At 54.3% G+C, this 25,467-nt stretch carries 22 protein-coding genes; 10 read left to right on the top strand and 12 right to left on the bottom strand.

Features of this window, described 5'->3' with window-relative positions; genetic code table 11:
* Positions 1-125 precede the first annotated feature (125 nt).
* Positions 126-698, top strand: a complete 573-nt coding sequence (locus IEX04_RS16805) for a histidine phosphatase family protein (protein WP_096254082.1) — start codon at positions 126-128, stop codon at positions 696-698.
* Here the strand turns inward: IEX04_RS16805 and IEX04_RS16800 are convergent, their stop codons facing one another.
* The 5 genes from IEX04_RS16800 to IEX04_RS16780 form a co-directional block, all read right to left on the bottom strand.
* Positions 699-1,739 carry an alpha/beta hydrolase gene (locus IEX04_RS16800; protein ID WP_188687271.1) on the bottom strand — a complete coding sequence of 347 codons (1,041 nt, stop codon included), beginning with the start codon at positions 1,737-1,739 and terminating at the stop codon, positions 699-701.
* Between the two features lie 134 nt (positions 1,740-1,873).
* Positions 1,874-3,511 carry a malate synthase A gene (gene aceB / locus IEX04_RS16795; protein ID WP_188687270.1) on the bottom strand — a complete coding sequence of 546 codons (1,638 nt, stop codon included), beginning with the start codon at positions 3,509-3,511 and terminating at the stop codon, positions 1,874-1,876.
* An 81-nt stretch (positions 3,512-3,592) separates the two neighbouring features.
* Entirely contained in the window at positions 3,593-4,894 is a 1,302-nt protein-coding gene (gene aceA / locus IEX04_RS16790; RefSeq protein WP_096254098.1) for an isocitrate lyase, read from the bottom strand.
* A gap of 313 nt (positions 4,895-5,207) precedes the next feature.
* Positions 5,208-5,810, bottom strand: a complete 603-nt coding sequence (locus IEX04_RS16785) for a HutD family protein (RefSeq protein WP_096254088.1) — start codon at positions 5,808-5,810, stop codon at positions 5,208-5,210.
* A gap of 9 nt (positions 5,811-5,819) precedes the next feature.
* Positions 5,820-6,371, bottom strand: coding sequence for an AAA family ATPase (locus IEX04_RS16780; RefSeq protein WP_170947702.1), 552 nt, complete (start codon positions 6,369-6,371; stop codon positions 5,820-5,822).
* Between the two features lie 467 nt (positions 6,372-6,838).
* On the opposite strand from IEX04_RS16780, the gene IEX04_RS16775 reads away from it, so the two are divergent.
* From IEX04_RS16775 to IEX04_RS16765, 3 genes are all read left to right on the top strand, one after another.
* The gene (locus IEX04_RS16775) at positions 6,839-8,008 is read left to right on the top strand and encodes a hypothetical protein (protein ID WP_188687269.1); all 1,170 of its coding nucleotides are present in this window, start codon (positions 6,839-6,841) and stop codon (positions 8,006-8,008) included.
* Positions 8,009-8,161: 153 nt separating this feature from the next.
* Complete coding sequence (locus tag IEX04_RS16770; protein WP_382344658.1) at positions 8,162-9,649, top strand: helix-turn-helix transcriptional regulator; 1,488 nt, start codon at positions 8,162-8,164, stop codon at positions 9,647-9,649.
* 13 nt (positions 9,650-9,662) lie between these two features.
* Positions 9,663-10,373 (top strand): AAA family ATPase, encoded by a 711-nt coding sequence (locus tag IEX04_RS16765; protein ID WP_188687268.1) that lies wholly within the window; start codon positions 9,663-9,665, stop codon positions 10,371-10,373.
* Here the strand turns inward: IEX04_RS16765 and IEX04_RS16760 are convergent.
* The 4 genes from IEX04_RS16760 to IEX04_RS16745 form a co-directional block, all read right to left on the bottom strand.
* Positions 10,370-11,032, bottom strand: a complete 663-nt coding sequence (locus tag IEX04_RS16760) for an alpha/beta hydrolase family protein (RefSeq protein ID WP_188687267.1) — start codon at positions 11,030-11,032, stop codon at positions 10,370-10,372. The genes IEX04_RS16765 and IEX04_RS16760 overlap by 4 nt on opposite strands.
* Before the next feature lie 61 nt (positions 11,033-11,093).
* Complete coding sequence (locus IEX04_RS16755; RefSeq protein WP_188687266.1) at positions 11,094-12,002, bottom strand: hypothetical protein; 909 nt, start codon at positions 12,000-12,002, stop codon at positions 11,094-11,096.
* 169 nt (positions 12,003-12,171) lie between these two features.
* Positions 12,172-14,724 carry an ATP-dependent Clp protease ATP-binding subunit gene (locus IEX04_RS16750; protein ID WP_096254551.1) on the bottom strand — a complete coding sequence of 851 codons (2,553 nt, stop codon included), beginning with the start codon at positions 14,722-14,724 and terminating at the stop codon, positions 12,172-12,174.
* 114 nt (positions 14,725-14,838) lie between these two features.
* Complete coding sequence (locus IEX04_RS16745) at positions 14,839-15,513, bottom strand: response regulator (RefSeq protein WP_188687265.1); 675 nt, start codon at positions 15,511-15,513, stop codon at positions 14,839-14,841.
* A 312-nt stretch (positions 15,514-15,825) separates the two neighbouring features.
* Between IEX04_RS16745 and IEX04_RS16740 the strand changes: the two genes are divergently transcribed.
* Both IEX04_RS16740 and IEX04_RS16735 read left to right on the top strand, forming a co-directional pair.
* Entirely contained in the window at positions 15,826-17,010 is a 1,185-nt protein-coding gene (locus IEX04_RS16740; protein ID WP_188687264.1) for a sensor histidine kinase, read from the top strand.
* 344 nt (positions 17,011-17,354) lie between these two features.
* Positions 17,355-17,975, top strand: coding sequence for a malonic semialdehyde reductase (locus IEX04_RS16735; protein WP_188687263.1), 621 nt, complete (start codon positions 17,355-17,357; stop codon positions 17,973-17,975).
* An 83-nt stretch (positions 17,976-18,058) separates the two neighbouring features.
* Here IEX04_RS16735 and IEX04_RS16730 read toward each other — a convergent pair whose 3' ends face one another.
* Positions 18,059-19,255, bottom strand: coding sequence for a hypothetical protein (locus tag IEX04_RS16730; protein WP_188687262.1), 1,197 nt, complete (start codon positions 19,253-19,255; stop codon positions 18,059-18,061).
* 310 nt (positions 19,256-19,565) lie between these two features.
* On the opposite strand from IEX04_RS16730, the gene IEX04_RS16725 reads away from it, so the two are divergent.
* Positions 19,566-20,843: an NAD(P)/FAD-dependent oxidoreductase gene (locus tag IEX04_RS16725; protein ID WP_188687261.1), complete on the top strand. Its 1,278-nt coding sequence runs from the start codon at positions 19,566-19,568 to the stop codon at positions 20,841-20,843.
* Positions 20,844-21,052: 209 nt separating this feature from the next.
* On the opposite strand, the gene IEX04_RS16720 is transcribed toward IEX04_RS16725, so the two are convergent.
* Both IEX04_RS16720 and IEX04_RS16715 read right to left on the bottom strand, forming a co-directional pair.
* Entirely contained in the window at positions 21,053-21,997 is a 945-nt protein-coding gene (locus IEX04_RS16720; RefSeq protein WP_188687260.1) for an aminoglycoside phosphotransferase family protein, read from the bottom strand.
* A gap of 67 nt (positions 21,998-22,064) precedes the next feature.
* The gene (locus tag IEX04_RS16715; RefSeq protein ID WP_096257519.1) at positions 22,065-22,922 is read right to left on the bottom strand and encodes an NAD(P)H-binding protein; all 858 of its coding nucleotides are present in this window, start codon (positions 22,920-22,922) and stop codon (positions 22,065-22,067) included.
* Between the two features lie 290 nt (positions 22,923-23,212).
* On the opposite strand from IEX04_RS16715, the gene IEX04_RS16710 reads away from it, so the two are divergent.
* From IEX04_RS16710 to IEX04_RS16700, 3 genes are all read left to right on the top strand, one after another.
* Positions 23,213-24,370, top strand: a complete 1,158-nt coding sequence (locus tag IEX04_RS16710) for a glycosyltransferase 87 family protein (RefSeq protein WP_188687259.1) — start codon at positions 23,213-23,215, stop codon at positions 24,368-24,370.
* Between the two features lie 72 nt (positions 24,371-24,442).
* Positions 24,443-24,859, top strand: a complete 417-nt coding sequence (locus IEX04_RS16705) for a LexA family protein (RefSeq protein ID WP_096257523.1) — start codon at positions 24,443-24,445, stop codon at positions 24,857-24,859.
* Positions 24,849-25,388 (top strand): Y-family DNA polymerase, encoded by a 540-nt coding sequence (locus IEX04_RS16700; RefSeq protein ID WP_308422432.1) that lies wholly within the window; start codon positions 24,849-24,851, stop codon positions 25,386-25,388. Before IEX04_RS16705 ends, IEX04_RS16700 begins: the two co-directional genes overlap by 11 nt.
* The last annotated feature ends 79 nt before the right edge of the window (positions 25,389-25,467 follow it).

Here is a 25,467-nt window from a genome sequence, read left to right as displayed (position 1 = left end):
GCCAGCGAGTGCCTCAAGCATTTTACGTGCTGTGCGGTGTTGCTCGGGGTTGTTTGTGGTCAAGATCTATCGTGAGATAGCTCATCTCAGGCATGCGCAGTGGCGCAGAGTGGGAGAATGAACTTATGGAACTTGGATTCATCAGACACGGTCAGACTCGCTGGAACCTCGAAGGACGCTTGCAGGGAAGTAGCGATATCGAGCTGAATGACACCGGGCGGGCGCAAGCCAGCGACGCGGTGCAGATCCTTGGCTCCGCACGCTGGGACGTCATTGTTTCCTCTCCACTAAGCCGCGCACGTGAAACCGCGCAGATCATCGCCGACGGGCTCGGCCTAGAACTTGGCCCAGCCTATGATCTGCTCATCGAGCGTGATTACGGCGAAGGCGAAGGGGTTTTGGAAACTGAGGCCGCACAACGCTGGCCGGGTAAAATCGGTGGTGGCATCGAATCTTTGGAATCGGTGGTTGACCGCGGGTTGCGCGCCATCGAACAGATCGCTTCCGATTACCCGGGTAAAAACGTTGCAGTAGTCTGTCACGGCACGATTATTCGGTACACGCTCTCGCACTTCGCCGGTTACCAGCTGGACACTATCCGCAACGGGTCGGTAGCGATCCTAGAATATGAAATCGATGGTTGGGAACTAAAACTGGTCAACGACCAGATGCCACAACCGCCTGTCAAAACCCAGTAGTTAGTCGCGTTCTACGGTGCGCTGTACCGCCCGAGCAATACCCGAGTCAGATTGCTGACTCTTAATGTTAGACAGCCATGATCCCAGCCGTAGGTATGCGTCGGAACGTATCGAAACTGGTGAAAGAAACACGTCATGCAGTGCGTTGGGTAGTCGAACCAAATGCAGTTCGCGGCCTAGATTAATGCTTCGTTGCGCGACCACCTGCACGTTCAATGCCACATCGGAGCGGCTAGCGGCGTCATTCCAGCGCGGCAGCAGATAGTCTTTGGCGCTAAGCATGACCAGCACCGGTTGCTTCAGATCCAGGCCCTTCTTGACCTTTGCCTGGGCAGCGAATACCGCGGAGATGAACCCGGTGTGCAAGGGAAAACCGTTGGCCGGACGCCAAGCTAAGTTGTAATCCCATTCGCCTTCAAAACGGTTGGATACCGTGCGGGTGTAAAACCCCGGGTCGATGCCCGGGAGGTTTCGGTAGGGGTTGCGATGGCTGGTTGCTTTCAGGATTTTTGCTAATGCGGTGCGTCCCAGCTCCGAGGCCTGAAATTCCAGCCACGGACTATTAAGCGCCAACGCATCAACCTTGGTGGGATTCGCCGCCGCGTAGAGTGATGCGCTGAGTCCTCCGGTGGAATGGCCGAGCATCACAAACCGTGTGCCCGGATGAGCGCTGGAGATAATTCGGTGCGCCGCATCAAATTCTTCGAAATAATCTTCCAGGTTAGTGATGAACCCCGGCACGCTGGAGGCGCTGAGGTTGCGCCCGTAATGACGCAGATCTAACGCATAGAAGTCGGCTCCGGCCTCGGTGAGGAACTGCGCTAACTCGGTCTGGAAAAAGTAGTCAGACCAGCCGTGCACATATAGGATCGCTAACCCACGCAAGGGTGGGGCAAAGCGTAACCGGCGACCAACCGGACGGTGACGGATCAATGTCGCGGTGGAACCGTCCGTGAGGGGTAGCTTGCGACTGGCATAATCTGCGCCCAGTACATCGGCGCCCCAAAGCTCCTCGGTGGGGGAACGAAATTGGAAGGCCATAAAGATATCCTAACCGCGCACGAAAAACGGCATCCCCCGGATGGGCTGGTTACCATCCGATGAATGCCGCAGTTCGTGGCAGTGCGCATTAAGTTGTTGAGTTTAGGCGCGGACCGCCGAGTTACTGTCCTGGACTAGCTGGCAATTTCGTAGGCCGGTGCTGGGGTGTCCAGGTAACGCTGGTAGGTGTTGGATGTCAAGAAGGTGGGGAAGTCATCGCGCAGGGCGCAAGCTTCGAAGATTTCTACCGCTTGTTCGAAGCGGTCCCCTTCAAAACGCTCGATCTTCTCGATGGTTTCATCGGTCAGCTCGTGCATCCAGGCCCGGGTGATGACCTCACCGGTGTCGGTGATTGCCGACTGGTGGATCCACTGCCACAACTGGGAACGGGAGATTTCCGCGGTAGCGGCATCTTCCATCAGGTTGCGCAGTGCCACCGCACCGTTGCCGCGCAGCCACGACTCAACGTAGCGGATGGCGATCTCGATGTTCTCGCGGATACCGCGTTCGGTGATTCGACCTTCCAGGCCCTCCACGTTCAGCAGTTCCTTGGCCGAAACTTCCACATCCTCACGGGTGCGGGAGATCTGGTGTGGATTTGCACCCAATACCCGGTCATAGACCTCACGAGCTACCGGAACCAGATCCGGGTGTGCCACCCATGAACCGTCAAAGCCGTCGTTGGCTTCGCGGGCCTTGTCCTCGGACACCTTTTCGAAGGCGATCTGGTTGATTGAAGCATCCTTACGGCTTGGCACGAAAGCGCTCATTCCGCCGATTGCGGTAGCCCCACGGCGGTGGCAGGCACGGACCAACTGTTCGGTGTAAGCCCGCATGAACGGGCTGGTCATGGTCACCAGCTCGCGGTCTGGGAAGACGAAGCGCGGACCGCGGGAACGGAAGTTCTTGATGATCGAGAAGATGTAGTCCCAGCGTCCTGCGTTCAGTCCGGCCGAGTGCTCACGCAGCTCGTAGAGGATTTCCTCCATCTCAAATGCGGCGGTGATGGTCTCGATGAGTACCGTGGCACGAATGGTGCCGCGCTCGATACCCAACAGTTCCTGAGCCAGCACAAACACGTCGTTCCACAACCGTGCTTCGAGGTGATTTTCCAACTTCGGCAGGTAGTAGTACGCGCCACGGCCCGAATCGATCAGACGCTGTGCGTTGTGGAAGAAGTGCAAACCGAAGTCTACAAATGCGCCGGCAATTGGCTTGCCGTTGATCAGCAGGTGCTTCTCTGGCAGATGCAGGCCACGCGGGCGAACCACGATGGTTGGCAGATCGCTCAGCTCGTAGCTGTTCAGCTTGTATTCCCGGCCATCAGGGTCGGTGAAATCAAGTTCCCCATCCAATACCCGCAACAGGTTGACCTGATTCTTGATCACGTTCTGCCAGGTAGGGGAGCAAGCATCTTCCATATCTGCCAGCCAGACGTTGGCACCCGAGTTCAAGGCGTTGATTGCCATCTTGCGTTCAATCGGCCCGGTGATTTCTACGCGGCGGTCCTGAAGACCCGGTGCAATAGGCGCAACCTGCCATGACGCATCTTCGCGGATGTGGCGTGTTTCCTCCAAGAACTTCGGGTCATGCCCATTGGCAATGCGAGCCCGGTTCAGCTGACGACGCTGCATTAACTCAACACGGCGGCCCTCAAAAGCCTGGTGCAGGTTGGAAATGAAATCCAACGCCTGTTCGGTGAGGATCTGTTCCTGGTAACGAACTGGGGTAGCGGTGATCTGGATCGAGTTCAGGGAGGTGGGGGTAAACATGATGTTCTTCCTTAAAAGTTTGGGGTCGGTGGGGCCGGCGTCATTGCCGGCCCCACCGTCAGGGCCCCAAGGGGTCCTGATTTAGTGGAACTGTCCTTCTTCGGTGGAACCAACCAAAGCCAGGGTGGAGGCGTTGGGGTTCAACGTGGTGGCGATCTTGTCGAAGTAGCCGGTGCCTACCTCGCGCTGGTGCTTGGTTGCGGTGTAGCCGCGGGACTCGGAAGCGAATTCGCGTTCCTGCAATTCGACGTAGGCACTCATGCCCTCTCGGGCGTAGCCCTCGGCCAGATCAAACATCGAGTGGTTCAGTGCGTGGAAGCCGGCCAGGGTGATGAACTGGAAGCTGAAGCCCATCGCACCGAGTTCCCGCTGGAACTTGGCGATCGTTGCATCGTCCAAGTGCTTCTTCCAATTGAAGGAAGGTGAGCAGTTGTAGGAGAGCATCTGATCAGGGAATTCAGCCTTGACCGACTCAGCGAACTTGCGAGCCAACTCCAGGTCCGGGGTTCCGGTCTCCATCCAGATGAGGTCGGAGTACGGAGCGTAGGCCTTGGCACGGGCAATACATGGTTCGATTCCGTTGCGAACCTTGTAGAAACCTTCGGCGGTGCGCTCGCCGGTGATGAACTGCTGATCTCGTTCATCAACGTCCGAGGTGATCAGGGTGGCTGCCTCGGCGTCGGTGCGGGCGATGACTACCGACGGGGTTCCCGCCACGTCGGCTGCTAGGCGGGCCGCATTCAGCGTGCGAACGTGCTGCTGGGTTGGGATGAGCACCTTGCCACCGAGGTGGCCACACTTCTTCTCGGATGCCAGCTGGTCTTCCCAGTGGACCCCGGAAGCGCCGGCGGTGATCATCGACTTCATCAGCTCGTAAGCGTTGAGTGGTCCACCGAAGCCTGCCTCGGCATCTGCGACGATGGGGACCATCCAGTCCTCAACGCTCTGAATGCCTTCGGAAAATTCGATCTGGTCTGCGCGAAGCAAGGCGTTATTGATGCGGCGGACGACCTGTGGAACCGAGTTGGCCGGGTAGAGCGACTGGTCTGGGTAGGTCTGCCCAGAGAGGTTTGCATCCGCGGCCACCTGCCAACCGGAAAGATAGATGGCTCGAAGTCCGGCCTTGACCTGCTGGACCGCCTGGTTGCCGGTCAGTGCGCCTAGTGCGTTGGTGTAACCACCGGTGGGGGTTTCCTCGGTGAGCTGCTTCCACAGTTTCTCCGAACCACGCTTGGCTAGCGTGTTTTCTTCTTGAACACGACCCTGCAGGTTTACGACATCAGCGGCACTGTAATCACGGGTGACACCGTTCCAGCGTGGGTTGTTCTCCCAGTCGTTCTCGATAGTTGCGATGCGGTTGTCAATTGAATTCTGCTCAGTCATTGTGCTGGCCCCTTCGCCCACATGTTGGTGTTCGTCCGTATTCATTCGAATGCGGTGAACTTCTTCGTGACATTGACTATTCCGCAGATGCAAGGGGTGCAATAGGGGTCTTTAGAGGAAAGATTTGCAGTTCTTTGACAAAGCTCAAAAATATTAAGTTCTTCGCATAAATTCGCGTCATTAGGGCAAAACTGCTCAAAAAGTGGAGAGTAGAAAGGAAAGAAGTTAGTTTTTTCAGAAACTGGAGCGTGCTCTGGCTAACTCTTGGGCGCGCTAAAGGGTGGGATGGTGCGTAAATGAGTGGTTTTACCGGTTAGGGCAGATCCAGTGAGACGACTGCCATGAAACCGCGACCAGAGACGGTCGGTTCGGCCGTATCGCCACCGATGACGGTGTCGCGCACTTCCAGCTTTTGTTCTTCGCCGTTGAGTTTCAGAATGCCGTTACCCTGCACCAATACACCTAGCTGGCCATCGAACAGGTACTGATCGCGTTTCTTGGACAGTTCAACGATGCGCACTGTGCCGCGCACGCGTCCAGACTGGGTCGTTAGGTGCAGGACGAGTAATTCCTCAGCGGGCTGGCTGGTTGTCACGGGGTTGGACGTTTCAATTTTAAGTGGGCGCAACGGTTCAAGTCCGTGAATCTGCCCGTCAACATCAAGCTGGAGGAAATCTCCTGCAATGAGGGTTAGCGCCTGTGCAATACCAGAGCCCTGAAAGGAGCCTGCTTTTTCAATTGAACGAATCGAGAGGTTCCAGCTCGCGGAGTCTTGCACGACGGCGGTGAGCTGACCCTCGGTGGTTAGCTCGCCGGCGCATATCTGGCGTACCTGCCCCAGCTCCCATTGTTTTTTGCTGCTCTGGGCTAGTGGGAAGATGGTTCCTGGGGCGAACTGCGCGGCTGCTTCACTCATAATTCGAGTTTACTTGTCCAGAACTGCTAGTAGCTCATCAACCACACCATCAACGCGTTGGGCGGAGCTGATCACCGTCCATTTATGTCTCGCCGCCATCTCTAAATATGCGTTGCGGCTCGCCTCAAGGAATTCCTTGGTTTCGGTATCCTCGCCGCGCTGTTGAATTCGTGAATACGCCGTGTCCGCACCAACATCCAGCACAACCACGTCAGCATCTTTTGCACAGGCGAGAGCTAGCCAGAGGAAGAATCGACCTTGTGGCAGTCCGCGCACCTGGCGAAGCGCAAGCTGGCAGGCTACGTGACGATCCATCACGGTGACTCCGGAGAATAATGAAGCTTTGATCGTATTGCGTGCGACATTAAACAGTCGGAATATTGATTCGATGCCATCCTGGGTGGCGCGTGAAATTTCAAAACGAGAATTGGCGACTCGGTGATTCAACCATTTACGCGCTGCTGGATTCGCCACTCGCTGGGCGAGAACATCTTCTTGCTTCAGGGCGTGGACGAGTGCGGCGACGGCGGTGCTTTTGCCTGAACCATCGATGCCGAGCACAATCAGGGTCCCGCTGAACCGTAAAGCTTTGGGGTGATGAACGGGGCGCTGTGTGATTTCGGTGGTGATAATCGCAGGTCCTTAAGTAGATGTCTTAATCTCTACAACGTTCAAGTACCCGGTGTTGATAGCGAATTGTTGCTGAGAGTTTCACGTGAATCCAAACCTTTAAGTCCTAGGGCGCGAGCTCGATAATTCACAACATGCGGTGGAGGAATTTCCCCAATGTCATCCCTTGGGTTATTGAAGTTTGCCAAGGCGCTGACCTAGTATGAAGATCAGCAGGCCGGCGAGGAAAATTTGATGTCGTGCAGCCTGAGTCAGTGACCGGACCAGAGAATGGATCGACCTTGCGACCTAAATCCCGACTCCTCAGCCTTGGCCTACTAACAGCGGCGCTTTGTCTGAGCACGTCGTGTGTTTCAAGTGATGGGGCCGCGACAAATCCCGGCGCAATTGACAACGGTGTGACTCAACCGCAGACTCTTTCTGAGGTCCAATGGGGCAGTGGGAAGGAAGTCAGCGCACGAGTTGTCGAGCTGGGCGCTGCCACTGAAGTCGCGTTTGAAGATCAATTCACCGTGCAGGATTCAACGGATAACTGGCAAAAGCACTCGAATTTCCTCTCGGGGTTGGGGCTAAGCAGCCAAGGCGAGGTCCTAGGCGAGCTGTCACAGCAGATGAGACCTACACAAGCAGATACCAAATTGAGTGACCATGGTGAAATCGGGCTTGCAAAAAATGGAGAGTTCACTGCATTTGGAAGTACTCGGAAGCTGGTTGAAGGTGATGGTAACCGTACCGTCACCTCCGCGCTTTCCACGGATGATGGTTATCTCTGGGTAGAAAGCCCCAATTATGGATCCGCCTCTAGAACCTGGCGGCTGTTCACCGGCGGCCCAGGGAATCAATCAAAGTTATTGGCGAAGTCAAAAAACGATGATGAATTTGGCAACGATGAGTGGAATGTCGAGGTAGCCGTCCCGGTGGCGGACGATAAGTCCGTATATTGGTCAACTTTGACCACCAAGGCTAACGGGTCAACTTCATCCGCGGTCCTCCAACATTCGCTATCTGAAGATGACAAAAGCAAGATTTTCGCTGATGATGCCACCAATCCCGCCGTGCTGGATCAGGGGATCGCGGTTTTAGATTTGGTGACTGAAAATGGCACCGAAAAGAATTCCGAGAAGCACGTAGCAAAATCAATTTCGCTTCATACCAAGCAAGCGGATCCTGAAGTTCTACTCACCGGAAGCTCGTTGCTCGATGACACTGTGGCATTTACGGGATTAGTTGGGCAAGGGGAAACTCTGATGACTCAGCTGGCTGACAAGTTCTTAGTGACTAATCTTCAGAATAAGGATGTTATAGCCGTCGCACTGCCAGCTGATTCACGCGCTGTGGGCTACGCAATCTGTGGACAGCATGCTGCCTGGCAGGTGGCGGACAGCGGAGGCGCGAGTGATGGTTGGCAGTACTTACTGGATCTAGAAACCAATGAACTTTCTAAGGTTGCAAAGGAAGGGCTAACAGGCACGGCCTTCTGCAACGGCGACTACTTTGCCTGGGGCGTGCGCGGAACAGGGTACTCAACAAATGATGCGTACGTTGAAGTCATGAAATGGAAGAAATAATTGGTTGAGTGAAACAGAAGCCAGCTAACGCTGCGATCGGTTTAGAGGAAAGAACAGAAAATCTTTTGACGCGGTTGTTCTTGTCGCACGCAATTATTGTCATTTAGGGCGAATTCCTAGAAAAATTGATTGTTCTTCGCTTAGGCTGTGAATGTGACTGCATCCACATGGAATCGTAATTTCTCCGTTGACATCGAATCCGAGTCTGCTCTGGACCCGGAGCTCGATACGCTTGCGCTTGGCCGACGAATTCGCCACCTGCGCAAAGCAAAGTCGTTGACGTTAGACGATGTCTCGGCGCTAGTGGGAACGGCTCCCAGCCAACTATCACTGATAGAAAATGGCAAGCGGGAACCGAAACTTTCGCTGCTCAAGTCATTGGCCAGAGCATTGCAAGTGGGAGTTGATGATCTTTTGGGATCCGAGCCCCCTACACGACGCGCAGCATTGGAAATTGATCTGGAACGTGCGCAACGAGGCCCGCTCTATGAGGCATTGGGATTACCGAAGGTGCGCGTAGGTACGCGTTTACCCATGGACGTACTCGAATCACTCGTAGGATTACAAAATGAACTAGAACGCCGTCTTGAAGAACAGGCTGCAACTCCGGAAGAAGCGCGGCGTGCAAACACCGCGCTACGCCAAGAGATGCGTCAGCGTAATAACTACTACAAGGAAATTGAGCAAGAAGCCTCGAAGGTGCTTGCGGCAGTGGGCCATGACGCTGGACCGCTATCGCATCACCGTGCAGCTGATATCGCTGAACACCTTGGATTCAGCCTCCGATTTGTTGGTAATCTTCCGCATTCCACCCGCTCGGTGACTGACTTGAAGAACAAGAGAATCTATCTAACACAGGCCAGTCGCTCCGAGCATGACCCACGTTCGGTACTGCTTCAAGCGTTGGGCCACTACATTCTGGGCCACGAAGCCCCCACCAGCTATGCGAACTTTTTGGACCAGCGCGTCGCGACGAACTACTTTGCCGCGGCCTTGATGATGCCTGAGAAATCAACCACCGAGTTCTTGCGGCAGGCGAAGGCCAAAAGAGAAATCGCGATTGAGGATCTGCGCGACGCCTTTGCGGTCTCCTATGAAACTGCAGCTCACCGGTTTACCAACTTGGCAACAGAACATCTGGGAGTAACCTGCCATTTTCAGAAGGTCCACGAATCGGGGATATTGCATAAGGCCTATGAAAACGACCGAGTAAATTTCCCAGCGGATCACACCGGCGCTATCGAAGGGCAGAGCATTTGCCGTTATTGGACAAGTCGCGTGGTCTTTGAACAGATGGATAAATTCCGTTCCTTCGAGCAGTACACCGATACGGTAAATGGCACCTACTGGTGTACTGCGCGTACCGAACGGCACTCTTCGGGGCTGTATTCGCTATCCATCGGGGTTCCTTTTGAGCATGTCAAATGGTTTCGTGGCCGCGACACCAAGGAACGTTGCCAGTCGACGTGTCCAGATGAAAACTGTTGCAGACGCCCGCCGGCGGAGTTATCCAGCGAATGGTTTGGAAACGCATGGCCGTCTACTCGCGCAAATACGCACCTTTTGGCAGCGATGCCCACCGGAGCGTTCCCTGGCGTAGATGAAACCGAGGTTTACCGATTCTTGCAACAACAGCGATAGACAACCTGTGGCGATGAATCAAAGTGACCTGTTCTTGCCCGTGCGTCGTGTGGAGTCGCTGGATCCGGGAGCACCACTTGCGGTGCAATGGCCGTTAGTTTTGCCACCGGTGCGACAACTGCTTCTCGAAGGTCTGGATTTGGGTCGAGTCACCGTGATCGTGGGAGAAAACGGTGTCGGTAAATCTACATTGCTCGAAGCGGTGGCGATCGCCTACGGGATGAACCCGGAAGGTGGGTCTACCGGCGCGATGCACGTGACCCGAGCATCGGAATCTTCCCTCGCGCAAATGCTCAAACTCCAACGTGGTGCGGCTGCCTCGCGAAAGGGGTTCTTTCTTCGTGCAGAAACCATGCATTCCTTCTACACATACTTAGAACAATCGGCGTTGGGCTCTGCGTTGCATGAGCGCAGCCATGGCGAATCTTTCTTGGATCTCGTCGATGAGCGAATAAACCTCAAGGGACTATGGCTTCTGGACGAACCTGAATCAGCTTTGTCTTTAGCGGGATGTACTGCCTTGGTGCGGAAGTTGAGCGGAATATTAGAGCGAGGCTCTCAGCTAATCATTTCCACTCATTCGCCCATTCTGGCAGCGTTCCCTGGCGCGAAGATCTTAGAAATTGGTTCGTGGGGTATGCGCGAAAGTGAATACGATCGACTTGAACTCATTAGGCAGTGGCGAGAGTTTCTGTCCGACCCACACGACTTTTTGAAGTCTTAGCTAAGCCGGCTACGAATAAACGTGGCGGTGGGCTCGGCTAATGTGGCGCCATCCTGAGTTACCGAACGGCCCGAGTAGGCGACCTTGAATGAATGGTCCCCACCTTCAAACCAGACAATTTGGCTCTCTGCGTTCAGGTTCGAGACCACACGATTGATGATCGCTGGATTGGCGAATGGATCACGGGTTCCCTCAAGAAAAAGCATGGGAATAGTTAGTGGGTAAAGGTGCTCGTCGCGGAGCTTGTCTTCCTTCTTCGGGGCGTGCAGTGGGTAGCCTAAGAAAATCAATGCTTCGGCGGGCATCCCCTCGCTGACAGCAAGGGAAGCCATGCGTCCACCGAAAGATTTTCCTGCGGTAAAAATGGGAAGTCCGGCCGCAAGGTTATCCGCGGCCCACTGGTGGACTTGTTTCCACGCGGCAACGGCAATCGGCGCCTTGTCTGGGAACTTTTTACTGGCGTCCATGTAGGGAAAATTGAAGCGCAACACCGAGACCCTGTGCTGCACTATGGCTGAAGCAAACCCAGTCATAAAGTCGTGATCTTTCCCAGCGCCTGACCCGTGAGCCAAGATGAGAAACGCAAATGCATCATCCGCAACGTCTAGAGATGCGCTTAGGTGGCCGTCTTCCCCTGGGATAAGTATTTCCTGGCTCATAGGATCAAGCGTAGTTCTTTCTGGGGTGTTCAAGGGGTCGGGACTGGTGCCCGTGGCGAACCTACTCCGTGGGAGGATTTTTGAACTCGGTGCTCGTTTCATCGGATCCCTCGACGATAACGGTCAGCTTTTCCACCTGTTCATTTCCATGAGCCTTGCTATTGATCTTGAGCATCATGTTTCCGGATACAAAATTAACGCCCGGAAGTGATTTCGTGTCGTAGGTGTTGTCTTGCCAATTGCCGGGGGCCAAGGTCACTACTAGTTCGCCAAAATCAGGGGATTCTACGGAATCAATGTACGCGTGTGGGTCGGTCGGGATGCAGCTACGATAAGTTGCAAGTTTCTTGATGGTCGCACCGCAAAATGACTCATAAGTATCATTCATCGAATCGAGCCACTGCACATACTTCTCTTCAGCCCAAGCGTCACGATCATTAGGATCGGCACCAGTTCGGGCTCGGGAGTAAGTGCCCGAGTATTTCCCATTCTCGGTAGCAAACGTTACTGATTCTAATTCTGGTGATTGTTCACCGATGCTTTCGAACATCACGAGGCCCATTATTCGAAGTTCATCGGTGGGACGTTCGTAGCTTTGAAGCATTCCGTCTTGGTTGAATCGATAAGAGTTATCAAGGACTATTTCGAGATGCCCCGGTTCTGAACCGCTCCAACTGATCATCAAATTGTTTGGGGGATAGAACCCCTTCACCGACTTGATGCCCGAATTATCCAACCAAGCTTGGATTTTCGAATCAGCCCAGTCCTGTCCGCTTGCCTTTAGCGTGGGCGAAACAGCCGCCGCCTCAACAGATGAAGTAGCTGAAACTGAAGTTGAAGTAGAAGCAACAGGAGCGTGAGTCTCTTTGTCGTTCGGTTCAGATGCCGAGACAATCGCGTCGGGCTGACTTGAGCATCCTGCCAACACTAAAGACACGGCAGCAATGGTAAAAAGAAGACGCGAGCGCATGAAACCTCCGGAGTATTGGTCAATTGTCAGTCTATCGAGGCCTTCCTACAGGACAAGATGCGCGTTTATTGTTCCGTAAAGACATAGAGCTAGGAATTGATAGTGACGATTAAACACAAGCGGGGCTAACGGATCGAAATGATCCGTTAGCCCCGCTTGAGGGAATTTCTTAGCTGCCGAAGTAGTCCATGACCGGTTCGCTTGGTGCGATTTCCGTGGCTGGGACCTGCTTGGCAACCTTTAGCTGTCCTGCCGCGAAGTCGACCTCTACGGTGTCGCCGGCGTTGAGCTCGTCACCGATCAGCAGGTCGGCAATGGCATCTTGGACCTTGCGCTGAACCAGGCGACGCAGTGGACGAGCGCCGAATTCTGGATCGTAGCCTTCCTTTGCCAACCATGAAACAGCAGCATCGGTGACGTGAAGTTTCAGTTCCTGCTCCGCCAGGTGCTTGCCGGTCTCATCAAGAACCAGCTTCACAATCTGCGCAATCTCAGACTCGCTGAGCTTACCGAAGAGTAGTACCTCGTCCAGGCGGTTCAGGAACTCGGGACGCATGAACTCACGCACCTTGCCCATGACCTTGGCCCGAATTTCGGCCTTCTCGCTACTCGCATTGACCGAGGTGAAACCAAAGTTACCGGCCTTGTTCGCGAGGTATTCGCCGCCGAGGTTACTGGTCATCAAGATCAGGGTATTGGAAAAGTCGACGGTGCGTCCGGCAGTATCGGTCAAACGTCCGTCATCCAAGACCTGCAAGAGCACGTTGAATACATCGGGGTGAGCCTTTTCGATTTCATCGAGCAAAATCACCGAGTACGGGTTGCGGCGTACCTTTTCGGTTAGCTGTCCTGGCTCGTCGTGTCCCACATAGCCTGGAGGGGCACCGATGAGCCGCGAGACGGTGTGCTTTTCTCCGTACTCGCTCATATCGATCCGTACTAAGGCATCGGCTGAACCGAACAGGTTATTAGCTAGAGCCTTAGCCAGCTCGGTTTTACCCACGCCGGTCGGGCCGAGGAACAAGAAGGAACCAATAGGACGTTGTGCCGGAGCTAAACCGGTACGACTACGGCGCACCGCACGGGAGACAGCCGCAACTGCGTCGTGCTGACCGATAACCGAGGCATGCAATTGTTCTTCCAAGGAGGCCAACCGGTTCTTGTCATCCCCGTTGATCCGGGAGGTCGGGATTCCGGTGGAGCGAGAGATGACCTCGGAAATTTGGGCTTCATCAACTACACGAGTAATCCCAGAATCACCGGCCTTTTCGGCAGCGGTGATGCGCTCAGTGAGAGCGGCATTATGATCGCGCCATGCACTGGCATCTTCATAACGTTCCTCGCCGATCGCACGGGCCTTTTCACGGTCTGCCTCGACCAGCTCATTGCGTAGTGCCTGTACGTCCTCGGTGCCACCAGCGGCGATAGACCTACGAGCGCCAGCAATATCGAGCAGATCGATTGCCTTATCCGGCAACCGACGGTCGGTCAGGTAGCGCGCCGACAGCGAGACCGCAGCTTTTAATGCCTCAGGGGTGTATTGCACCTGGTGGTGATCTTCATATGATTCTTGCAACCCTTCAAGGATCGCCAGGGCGACTTCCTGAGAAGGTTCTCCCACGGTGACCTTGCCGAAGCGACGTACCAGAGCCGAGTCTTTTTCAACCTTGCGGAATTCATCTAGTGTGGTGGCGCCGATCAGGTGCAGTTCACCGCGAGCTAGACGTGGTTTGAGGATATTAGCTGCATCCATGTTCCCGGATTCTCCGGAACCAGCGCCAACTAGCAGGTGCATTTCATCAATAAAGATGATGGTCTGCCCCTCCGCGTCAGCGACTTCCTCGAGCAGTCCGGTCAAGCGCTGTTCAAAGTCTCCGCGGTAACGCGTTCCAGAGAGCATTCCTGGAAGGTCAATGGAGATCAGTTGAGTTCCGCGGATTTGCTCCGGGACTTCGCCGGCAACAATGGCGCGAGCCAGTCCTTCGGCGATCGCGGTCTTACCCACGCCAGCTTCACCGATAAGTACCGGGTTGTTTTTGGTGCGACGAGCCAAGATCTCAACGACTTGAGCCAATTCGTCATCGCGACCGATGACCGGATCGATTTGCCCGTCAGATGCCAAAGCGGTCAAATCGGTGCCGTAGCGTTCGAGCATTGACACATCTTGTTCTTCGCCAGTCTCAGCTTCGCCGGACTGCGCACGCTGGGCTTGCTCCATGGCTGCCTGTTGCAGGCTTTGGCCAGTGATGCCGTGTTGTGCGAGCAACATACCCACGGGGGAGTCTGGTGAGAAGACGAAGGCCAGGAATAGGTGTTCCGGATCGATATAGGTCGAACCGTAGTTTCGAGCAACCTGATAAGCATCAAAGAGACTGCGCTGCGCAGCGGAGGAGAGACGAGAAGGCTTCTCGGTTGACTCCTCGCGGCGTGGCAGGCGCTGAATTGCGTCCTTGGATAGGGCTTCAAGATCCACACCCATTGCGCTCAGGTGTTGTCCGGCAGGCTCGGTGCGGAGCAGCGCGACTAGCAGGTGCAACGCATCAATTTCTGAATGTCCGTTTTCGTGGGCGAATCCGGCGGCGATGGATACCGCTTCGTGGGTGCGCTGCGAGAGCAGACGAGTGATGTCGATGGGGCGCGCGGCCTGGGCACGTGAGGAGAGGAACCGGGAGAGGAATTCCTCGAACGAGCCGTCTGACGGTGGTCCGAAAAAAGCTGGCAAGATGAGCCTCCTAGTAGAAACTTGAGTGGTCTATGCTCATGTTCAACGTAATACGACAGAATCTATTCCCGCAAAGTGGAGTTAGGCAACTAGAAGAGTGGTAGTTCACAGCTTTTAAGCGTCACGAGGGATCTCGATGAGCCCCAGCCGTGTTGCTGCAATGAGTGCCTGGACTCGGTCGCGTACTTCTAATTTCATAAAGATCTTCGCCATATGGGTTTTTACCGTAGCCTCGGAGATATTCAAGCGCCGGCTTGTCTCCGTGTTATTGAACCCCTCGGAGAGAAGTCCAAGGATTTGCATTTCACGATTAGTTAGACCCAGATCATCGATAAGGTCCGCCGTATCTTGGGGCGTTCGTTGAACGTTTCTAACCGCGGTGATTAAATCAGCCGAAACCGACGGTGAGATGGCCGCTGAGCCATTGTGAACGGAATAAACCGCCTTAATAATTTCGCCTGGTTCAGTGTCTTTAACGAGGTAACCGCTGGCGCCCGCAACAAGGACCGGGACTAGGTAGTCGTCCGAGGAAAATGCGGTAATTGCAAGGATTTCTGGGCTGTCCTCTAAAGATTTAATGTTCTTTGTAGCTTCAATGCCATCCATTATTGGCATTTGTAAATCCATGAGTACGACATCTACTTCGTGTGCTTCACAGTAGGTCACCGCTTCTTGCCCATTTTGTACCGAATTAACAGTTACAATTCCCTGATCCGTTGCTAGGATCGTGCTAAGCGCGTGCCGAATAAGAGGCTCATCATCAACGATGAGGACCTTAATCTGTTCCATTGGTTTCCTTTGAATGGGAGGCAGCTCAGGAGTCAACCTGCCTTAAATCGAAGTATATAAGTTCAATAGTTTTGGGGTTTGAAATGAAAGCTTTAAAGATTTTGGCAGTGGCCGCACTTGTAGCGGCGCCTTTGGCTGTAGCTGCACCTGCAACCGCGGCACCGGTGGCCGAGTCTACCTATTCGGGACTGGCTGTTGCGACTCCGGCAGGATGGGGAAATGACTTTTCAACCTGGCTCTGCCGGAACTATAACGTGGCGTGTAACTAGCACCTATTTGACTTCACCACCCCTCCGGTGAAGTATTCGGCGTATGAATTCACGAGTCAAGGCTGCCCTGACCAAATGTTTTGCGGGCCAAGGCATAATCGTTTTGCCGGGTTTGACGGTTCTAATCGGCATTACCGCCACTGAATTCCTAACACTACTTACCAGCGGAATCGAAAATACTCCGGAACGGTCGATTCGCGGTGCGGTAGTTGGACTGCTGTTGTCGGTGTCATTAGCAATTGGGCTCAGGTGGGCGTCTACCTCACTTGGAGCGTTTCTCGCGATCCTGTATTTCGGTTTTTGGGATGGCGGCCTTTTCTTGTGGCTAGTTTTTTCGCTGATTATTTTTAGTGTTTTTGCCGCCACCGTCGATTCTCGAATCATCCGCAATTGGTTTCTGGTGCTGGTGCTCGTTTGGATGGGTCAATATGGAGTTCGCGCCGGTGATGACGCGATCCTTCTGGTGGCACTTGTACCGTTGTCTGTTCTCTCATTTGTTCTCGCGCGAATTATTTTCAACCTCCGCGAACGCAATCTCAATGCGGTTCAGCTGATGGAAGAGAGCCGCGAGCAAAACCGAGTCGCGATTGAACTCGAACGTAAAAACATCGCTCGGGACTTGCACGATATTGTCGCCCATGACATCACCGTGGTGGCTATGCAGTCTAAAGCTGCAAAATTTGCTAACAGTGGCCAGGCGGCCATGGACGCAATCGACATTATTGCAAAGCTCAGTACCGAGACGCTCCACGACTTAAGACTGATGCTCAATGTATTGCGAACCGACGGGACAATGAGTGATTCGTCGGGCGGCAGCGCCGATAAGCCCGCGGCAACCACTGTTTATGCAGTTCAAGGCCTGCAGATCTTTTCGCAACGGCTAAAAGATTCCGGTTTTTCTGTGACCTCTCACACCGACGAAAAAATCTCTGAACTTCCGCGTTCTGCACAGACTGCGTTGTATCGAGTGATGCAGGAAGCGACGACGAATATTATTAAACACGGCAAGCGCGAGGGTTCCTGTGATCTGCGTTTAGAGATCTCTGGGTCCAACGCGATCCTTGAAATGACTAATCAGATACCGAAGTCGAAACCTATAAAGGGTGACCAGCCGGTCGGTGGAATTGGCCTTATTGGTATGCGAGACCGGATGAATGCCTTCGGCGGACGGTTCAATGCGGAGGTTGTAGATGGACAGTGGGTACTCACTGCCAGTATCCCGTTCTAGGCCCTACCCTCCTACTTAAGTATGATTTCGCTTTTCTTGGAATCGCGATAAGTTATAGATGTATCGGTGAAGACCGATCACCGCAGGGAAATTGGTGATGTTTTGCGAGTGGCATCATCAAGAGTTCCGCAGTGATTAAAAGGTACGTTGCGTCATGGACGAACTGATCTTTCTTCGGCGTTGTGCCCCCATCGCACGCCTGAGTTTGTTAGTGGCGCGACGTACCTTTTATAACCCCACCGATACCTGTTGTGTTACAGCTCACATGGCTGATGCGGAATGTCCTAGGCCGAGTTTTCCGTTATACCTCTTGGATACAATCAACTTTCGAGAGTGAGCATCACATGTCGGTTCAGACTGAAACCCAGCCATACGAAATGCTAAGCATTAACTCGGACGCGGCGGATCAGCTGTTCTTCGAAGCCCGTAGCGCAAACGCCTTTAGCGATGAGCCGGTCTCAGATGAAGTTCTTGATGCAATCTACGACACCATGAAAATGGGTCCAACTCTCATGAATAACCAGCCACTGCGCATCACTTGGGTGAAAAGCGCTGAGGCTCGTCAAAAGGTTTCAGAGACTATGGCCGGCACTAACGCACAGAAAGCGCTGACCGCACCGGCCCTGGCCATTCTTTCGTTCGATACCGAGTGGCACGAAGAATTCCCATCATTCTTCCCACATGCTCCAGAACGCAAAGCAATGTTTGAAGATCAGGGTGCGCGCACCGCTATCGGAAATAACAACGCATGGTTGCAGGCCGGATACTTCATCATGGCAGTACGCGCCGTTGGTTTAGCCGCTGGCCCAATGGCCGGCTTTGATGCAGCTGCGGTTGACGCCGTGGTGAACGCCGATGGCCGCAACAAGTCGTTCCTAATAGTTAACGTTGGTAAGCCAGGTGCTGACGCATGGTTTGGCCGGCTTCCGCGCCACGACGCACAGTTCGCTACTCGCAGCATCTAAGCACTGTAAAAGCATAAAGGGGGGGGCCCGGGCAGCAAATTTAATTGCTGCCCAGGACCCCCTTTTGGCCTTTTGCGCGAGGGTTACTCGCCAGCTCCCGACGGGTCATTTTCAAGAACGTGGTCCGACACCTTAGAAAGCGCGCGCTCAAGTGCAGCCCGCAGGATCACCGGTACGGTGATTTCCTCTGCCAGAGTCAGTAGGCCTTCGCGTTCAAAGGTGCGCAGGATAATTTCAACCTGTGGGACCGCGACCTCAAGGCTCGAGATGAGGTGGTGTTGCTCAACCGGCAGGTCGTCTTCGGAGGGGATGTGCAATGCAAATTCGGTCCGCGGCGGCTTCGAAGAGGCAGCGTGGGTGAGAAGTCCGGCGACCATCTCCGCAACCTGGGCCTGTCCGGGGGTCTGCAAGGTATTGATCAGCACATGCGAGTAGATGATCTCGGCGAGCAGTTCCTTGATCAGACGAGCGCCAGCTCCGCTGGATGCAAGGAGAGCCTCGCGAAGTGAATCGGTCGGAACAGCCTGCGGTGAGCTGTAGCGAAGCATGGCAGTGCCGATAAAGGCATCCCAGTAAGCGGCCAAGCGGGGAATTGATGCCAAGTCCGCTACCACGGTTCCGTCTTCGGGCTCCCACGGATTCGCTTCTGGTGTACTGGATTCATCAACGGTGACCATGAGGCCCAGAGCTTCTGCTGCTTCTTGGAGCGTTTGCCCACTGATCATTCCTGTTGGATCACTCGGCTTGCCTTCGCCGACCCATTCAATCAGTTCACGTGCAGCATAAACGAATGGCATGGATTCTAAGACCGAGTTGGCTTCCTCGTCGTCCATGAATGGAACAACGATGGGCGAATCGCCGGCCATGCGAGAGAGAAACTCAAAAACTTCCTTGAATTCCTCAACGCTGCCGCCAAAATTCGCGGTGGTGCCCAAGAAAGTTAGGTAGTGCTTGAGGATGGCGGCGCTAGCCTCGGAGACTTCTTTGCCTATGGAAGCTAGGTGCCCCAGCTGTTCGCCAAGAATGGTGGGGTCCAATGTGGTGACATCTACGCTCTTGCGTAGTTGTGCATGAGCGACCAACAAGGTGGTGAGACCTTCCAAGCCGGCGCGTGTTTCGCTTGACGGTTGGTCATCAGCTTGAAAATGGCGGAATAGCTGAGATTTGAACGGCTGTAAGGCCTGTCGAACTTCAGATTCAAACGGTGCGCTACTAGCCCCAGCTTGGCGTGCTGGATGGCCCGAGGAGGCCTTTTTCTTGGCGGGCTTGCGTGATGCCATGATCTGTTGTTGTTCCTTCGCTAAACGGGAAAAGGTCGTCACTTCCAGTCTACGCAGGACGCTCAAATCGACGTTGTTCAGTGGGAGCCAGCGTAATCGCGAGCCGGGGATAGCAAGGGGATACTTTCAAAGACCCGTATTTTCTACGGTAGAAAGTGCGAATCGCAGTTAAAAATACAAGTCACACAGATATGTGGTTGCCGTCACCGTTGAATCCTCAGTGCTCGTTGATTTTCCCTGCAGTTCGCGCGACAGTGAAGACATAAGGCTCTTTTGATGAGCTAAAAAAGTCTTTTGAGGAGAGTAGCCCATGACGGTAACACCAGCACCGGATCATGTCGTAATTGTTGGTGCCGGATTCGTCGGATTGTCGACGGCTTGGTACCTGCAAGAATCCGGCGTCAAAGTTACCGTAGTGGACCGTGGCGGCGTGGCTTCGGGTTCGTCGTGGGGAAATGCGGGCTGGCTGACTCCGGCATTGACCTTGCCTATCGCAGAACCATCAATCTTCTCTAATGGTTTGAAGATGATGTTTGACCCGGCCTCACCGCTATATATTCCGTTGAAGGCTGATGGAAAGCTTCTGCGCTTCCTTCTTGGTTTCACCTGGCACTCCACTCCTAAAAAGTGGGAAGAAGCCATGCGTATTTACTCCGAAATTGGTACCCACGGGTTGGATGCTTTTGACGAGCTTGCCGAAGGCACCTCGGCTGGTCCTGGTGTGGCAGAAAAAACCAAGCCAGCAGATCCTTTTCTTACCGGTTTCACCTCGTTCAAGGACCGCGATGCGCTTCTGCATGAATTCGAGATGATTCAGAAAACCGGTGGTTCCGTGGACTATGAGTTGCTCAGCGGTGATGAACTACGCGCTATCGAGCCGACTCTCTCCAATAATGTTGCAGCTGGCGTAGCGATCAAAAACCAGCGCTACCTCAACCCACCAAAGTTCATGGAATCACTGGCCGAATCCGTTGTGGCCCGGGGTGGAGACATCATCGGGTCGTTCAACGTCACCGATGTGCGCGATAACGGTGGATCGGTGACCGTTATTGGCTCCGAGGGACGGGCGATCACCGCAGATCATGTGGTGATGGCTACCGGTGCATGGATGACCGATCTGGCTAAGAAGTTTGGTGTTAACGTGGTGGTCCAAGCGGGCCGCGGCTACTCGTTCACGGTTGAGCCAGAAAGCATGCCAACGCACCCGATTTACTTCCCTTCCCAGCGCGTTGCTTGCACGCCATTGGGGGATCGGTTCCGCATTGCCGGAACTATGGAGTTCCGCGACGTGAACCACAAACTGGAGCCAAAGCGCATCGAAGCAATTGTCGCCGCTGCAGCACCGGTATACCAAGGAATCAATTGGGAAAACCGCAAAGAAGAGTGGGTGGGAGGACGCCCATGCACCGCCGACGGCATGCCGTTGGTTGGACAGACCTCCTCTCCACGCGTCTCGGTGGGCGGTGGCCATGGCATGTGGGGTGTTGCGCTAGGCCCATTGACCGGCAAGATCCTCGCCGAGCAGATTACCGGGCAGGCCGTTTCCACCTTGGCGCGTCACTTCAACCCTTTGCGTAAGGGTTTCTAACCCCGCGCAAACATCTGATCGCTGAGGGCTCGGTTTTTCATTGTTGATCGATGATAAACCGAGCCTTTTGCATTGCGATTTTAGGTCCGGTAATTCCTGGAGCCTACTAGCGGGAACTGTACAGAACAGCGTGGACTTACAACCGGGGCTTTCGAAACCGCAAGTGATGGCGCAAAATCTTCAATGGTATTGCTACGACTCATTGAAGACTAGGCAGTTGGTTCCCAGCGTTCACGGAGCCAACCGATGGTCGCTTCACCCTGTGCTTGTTGGAAACTGCGTAGGGTGGGCAGACCAGACGGCGCGGGCTGCCGAGCACCATCTATGAAATATCCGGACATCCCGGCAAGAAACCCATCAATATTTTCTGCCGATAGCCCTACGAAAACTGGGTGGGTACCCAGGACGGATGCTACATCGAACCCGGCGTCATGCAAGCGCACATTTATGAGTACCGATAACGCATCAAACCATGGAGCCCCAATACACGCCCAAGGCCAATCGACGATGTAGGCGCCTTCTTCGGTCAGCAAAAGATTGTCTGAACGAATGTCTGAGTGCACCAAAGCCTGCCCTTCGAGGCAAGATAATCCGGTGCGCGCACTGCCCTGAAGTCGCGGGAGATGATCAGCAATCCACGGATCTAAGTTCGATGGCATATCGATGTCGATGCGGTCCCACCCGGTGAACTCAGCAGCCACCTCGGTGTGCAACGCGGGCAGATGAGTCAAAGTGCTCGGTACCGGATGGCTTCCTAGTACATGCAACGAATCGAGTACCCGTTCAAGTTCGACACGTGTCCACGGTGTCTTGGGATGGGAGCCCGGAATATCTTCAAGGACCAGTGCCACCCAGCCCTGTTTGTCATATGATCCTAGGTACTTCGGGACCGGCAATCTTCCGGGTAGTAGGGCAGAGATCTTCGCTTCGGCTCGATGCAGCCGCGGCGTGACAGCATTTAGTGAGGTACCGACGGCTTTAACAAACGCCCTACGTCCGTCGGCGGTACGCACCCTGTCGGCCGTGCCAGGAGAAAACCCGCCTTGCTGGCCGTGCGCTTCAACGACCGGTGAGCCAAGTATGACTTCAACCGCATTACGGACATGTTCAGGAAGCTGCGCCCAGCTGATTCGCGGTGTCCACAGAGTATTCACGCTGCGATCCTTCTTTCACTGGGGCTTCGAGTTTAGCGGGCTCATTGTTTCCATAGGCCTTGTTCAACTAGGCATGACGAGACGAATCATTGGCAAGAATTGATTTGTAACCTTCGCGGTAACTTGGGAAACGTGGAATGAAACCCGACGCTAGAAGCCGCGCATTATTTAGTCGACGGTCCGAGGCGTTTCGCGACGCTGGAGGTTCGGTTGAGATTTCGGGGATTTTTGAGCCAAGTTCCTCGGCGAGGAAGCGATAAACGTCTGCGAGTTGCGCTGGTTCGCTGTCGGTAGCCAAATACAGTGCTTCGGCCTTTTGGTCTAGCGAAGCCACATGGACGATGGCTTGGGCAAGATCGTCGCGGTGAATCCGGTTAGTCCAGTGAGACTGCGTCGGTAGCTGGGCCGAACCTGAACGCACCAGATCGATCAGTCTGGTGCGTCCCGGCCCATAAATTCCTGGAGCGCGCAGAATTGTCAGTGGCAAACCACTTGCGGCCAGCAACGTCTCGGTATCGGCGAGCACCTGCGCGGTAGGACGGGCCGGTGCAAGGGGCGCGGTCTCATTGACCAGTTGCCCCTCGGAACCGCCAAGGACCGCCGAAGAGGACACATAAATGAGTCGTTTGAGGCGTGGGCAGGAGACTTTTAAAGTATCAATTAATCGGTGCGCTGTATGCAGATAGCCTCGCTCATATCCGGTCACATCACGGGTGGCAGGTACCGGGGTGAAGAGGACAAGATCAGTTTCTGGATCAATCTGAGGCCAAGAATCCGCTTTGAGTAGGTCGACGTTATATCCGGTGAAGACCGCCGGGAGCTTCGAGCTATCACGACGCCACGCGGTGACTTGATGTCCGGCGGCATGAAAGCGTAGTCCTGCCTCGGTCGCGACATCTCCACAACTGATCAAAAGTATTTTCATCTGGCACCTCCAACGTAGCGAGACACCCGAAACGGTGCCTTCCTTCTAACCATAAAGCGTGACGTGGCGCGCGTTAAACGTGAAGAAGCCGAAGGTGCAACACAAAACTCGATAAATCGATAAAATAGGGTGGTTGTATGCCTTTGGCCGCCGGTCGAATGATCGCGGGGTGCGGGTAAAAAGCCGAATCGGGCGGATTGGCTCAAAACGATCACCATAAGGGGTGTAAGAAGATTCGTTCTTCAATTTTTCGTAAGGTCCATCCAGGCACGGCAGTCCTTGAAATTCTGATGGTCGCGGCACTAGTTGTTGTGCTGGTTGCCATTGAACCGACCGGGTGGGATCTATCGGTATATCGCGAAGGTGCCTTGACGCTATTGCGTGAACCCGAAGCCCTTTATGGACCGTTCGTGGGTCCGGTGAATTCGCCTGGGCTACCGTTTACTTACCCGACATTTGCGGCTATTTTGTTCTTGCCGATGGCATTTTTCCCCTACTGGGTGTCGGTTACGCTCACCATGGCTGCCTCGATTACCCTGACTTTTTTTGTTGCCAAAGACTTGGCCACACGAGTGGCGGGAAAATGGCCTGCACTTAATTCGGTGCTCACGCCGCTGACCTTGACCAGCTTAATGCTGATGTCGGCTCCCTTCCGCGACACCGTATGGTTTGGACAGATCAACATCTTGATTCTCGGTGCCTGTTACCTCACCTTCGTGCGTTACAAGTCGTTGATGCCGTTTGTGATTGCCGTAGGAATCTGTGCCGGGATCAAGCTGACGCCGATCGCGTTTTTGATCCTGCCCTTTGCCATGCGTAAATGGCGTGCGATGTTCGTTGGAATTGCCACTTTTATAGGCACCCAGCTTGTAGGCCTAATTTTCCAGACACAGAACACCTTGGACTATTGGCTGGACGTGGTGCAGGATCCATCGCGGGTAGGAAACGTGGGGTATATCGACAACGTATCTCTGCAAGGACTGCTTGAGCGGCTGAACGCACCATCCTTAGTGTGGCTCATCTTGGCGCTCGGTGTAGGGCTTTCTTTTGTTGCCCTGCTGTGGAAGCTCTATGGGCACCAAAAACCTGTGGTGTTGCTCGGCATTGCTTCCGCCTGCCCCTTGCTTGTATCCCCGGTGAGCTGGTCCCATCACTGGGTCTGGTTGCCGGTCATCACGTTTGCGTGGGTTGTCGTAGCGTTGGAGCTCAAGCCGGTACTGCGACGCACGATGTTCGGTGCGTTGGCTCTGAGCTACCTGATTCTGTCGATTGGCTCTAAACAAATTGTGGCTTTTGCCGGATATTTCCCGGATGGAGAACTGCCCGCCTGGTGCTATGTATTACCCGCGGTGCCGGTGCTCACCCAAATCTTATGCCTTGTGATTGCTCTGGCGAACACCAAAAGAATCGTGAACAGCAAGCCTGTTTCGGCGCCAACCCTCAGCTGAGTTTAGTTATCACACACGCACTGTACAATTCTTAGTATTCGAATGTTTGTTCTAGCTAAGGGTGGTGTCTAGATGCGGGATGCCGAATCAGTGATGCCTCCAGGAGCAGCCCAAGGGCCGGTGCAGGCCGTTTCCGCGATGGGGTTTCCATCCCCAGCGCGTGACTATTTTGATGGCGGGCTGGATCTGAATAGGTTGCTCGTTCATGATCGGGTTGCCACGTTCATCATGCGGGTATCGGGTCACTCGATGCACTCTGCCGGAATTTATGACGGCGATGAGATCATCGTGGACCGTTCCCTGCCGGTTAAACACGGCACCATGATTGTGGTGAGCTTGAACGGGCAGATGCTGGTACGCCGGTGGCAGACAGAGGGCTCACAAGTGGGATTACTCAGCGATGAGTCACCGTTACCGGTGCTCCTCACCGAAGGAGACGAAGTTGAGGTCTTCGGCGTGATCACTAGGTGTCTGCACTATGTCCGCTGAACCGCGAACATCCGGGCACAGTGATCACGTTGCTTTAGTAGACGTGAATAACTTTTATGTCTCTTGCGAACGCATCTTTGACTATTCTTTGCGTAATCGTCCGGTAGTGGTGCTCTCCAATAATGATGGTTGCGTCGTCGCCAGATCACAGGAAGCCAAAGACCTAGGAATAGCCACGGGCGAGCCATTTTTTAAAGTACGCCGCCTCATGGACAGCCACAATCTTGCGGTGCGTTCGAGTAACTACGAGCTATACGGGGATATATCGGCACGGGTGATGGAACTCCTGGGCCGCTTCGGCACCTGGCAGGAAGTGTATTCCATCGACGAATCATTTATCGGCCTCAACGGAACGCTGGAACAAGTCCGTGACACTGCCGTGCAGATCCGCGCCGCAATTACTCAGTCGATCGGGGTGCCGGTCTGCGTAGGGGTATCTGCGACTACCGGTATTGTCGCCTATTCGTCAGTGGCGTATTCCACCCGATCCAGTGAAATGCTTAGTGGCATAACGAAAGAGGTGAGTTGACCTGAAAATGGCTAGAGCCAATCTCAAAGCGCTCCAGTGCGGCGTCCAATTCATCGGTAAGCAACCCGCCAACGAATTC

Origin of the sequence: Glutamicibacter ardleyensis (assembly GCF_014644555.1) — a bacterium.
GTDB lineage: Bacteria > Actinomycetota > Actinomycetes > Actinomycetales > Micrococcaceae > Glutamicibacter > Glutamicibacter bergerei.
Note: the sequence above shows the minus strand (reverse complement) of the source record. Positions and strands in the feature narration are given on the sequence as shown.

Coding starts and splice junctions, on each gene's coding strand:
- IEX04_RS16805 (WP_096254082.1), top strand. CDS start 126: ATGGAACTTGGATTCATCAGACACGGTCAGACTCGCTGGAACCTCGAA.
- IEX04_RS16800 (WP_188687271.1), bottom strand. CDS start 1,739: ATGGCCTTCCAATTTCGTTCCCCCACCGAGGAGCTTTGGGGCGCCGAT.
- aceB (WP_188687270.1), bottom strand. CDS start 3,511: ATGTTTACCCCCACCTCCCTGAACTCGATCCAGATCACCGCTACCCCA.
- aceA (WP_096254098.1), bottom strand. CDS start 4,894: ATGACTGAGCAGAATTCAATTGACAACCGCATCGCAACTATCGAGAAC.
- IEX04_RS16785 (WP_096254088.1), bottom strand. CDS start 5,810: ATGAGTGAAGCAGCCGCGCAGTTCGCCCCAGGAACCATCTTCCCACTA.
- IEX04_RS16765 (WP_188687268.1), top strand. CDS start 9,663: ATGAATCAAAGTGACCTGTTCTTGCCCGTGCGTCGTGTGGAGTCGCTG.
- IEX04_RS16760 (WP_188687267.1), bottom strand. CDS start 11,032: ATGAGCCAGGAAATACTTATCCCAGGGGAAGACGGCCACCTAAGCGCA.
- IEX04_RS16755 (WP_188687266.1), bottom strand. CDS start 12,002: ATGCGCTCGCGTCTTCTTTTTACCATTGCTGCCGTGTCTTTAGTGTTG.
- IEX04_RS16745 (WP_188687265.1), bottom strand. CDS start 15,513: ATGGAACAGATTAAGGTCCTCATCGTTGATGATGAGCCTCTTATTCGG.
- IEX04_RS16740 (WP_188687264.1), top strand. CDS start 15,826: ATGAATTCACGAGTCAAGGCTGCCCTGACCAAATGTTTTGCGGGCCAA.
- IEX04_RS16735 (WP_188687263.1), top strand. CDS start 17,355: ATGTCGGTTCAGACTGAAACCCAGCCATACGAAATGCTAAGCATTAAC.
- IEX04_RS16730 (WP_188687262.1), bottom strand. CDS start 19,255: ATGGCATCACGCAAGCCCGCCAAGAAAAAGGCCTCCTCGGGCCATCCA.
- IEX04_RS16725 (WP_188687261.1), top strand. CDS start 19,566: ATGACGGTAACACCAGCACCGGATCATGTCGTAATTGTTGGTGCCGGA.
- IEX04_RS16715 (WP_096257519.1), bottom strand. CDS start 22,922: ATGAAAATACTTTTGATCAGTTGTGGAGATGTCGCGACCGAGGCAGGA.
- IEX04_RS16710 (WP_188687259.1), top strand. CDS start 23,213: ATGGTCGCGGCACTAGTTGTTGTGCTGGTTGCCATTGAACCGACCGGG.
- IEX04_RS16705 (WP_096257523.1), top strand. CDS start 24,443: ATGCGGGATGCCGAATCAGTGATGCCTCCAGGAGCAGCCCAAGGGCCG.
- IEX04_RS16700 (WP_308422432.1), top strand. CDS start 24,849: ATGTCCGCTGAACCGCGAACATCCGGGCACAGTGATCACGTTGCTTTA.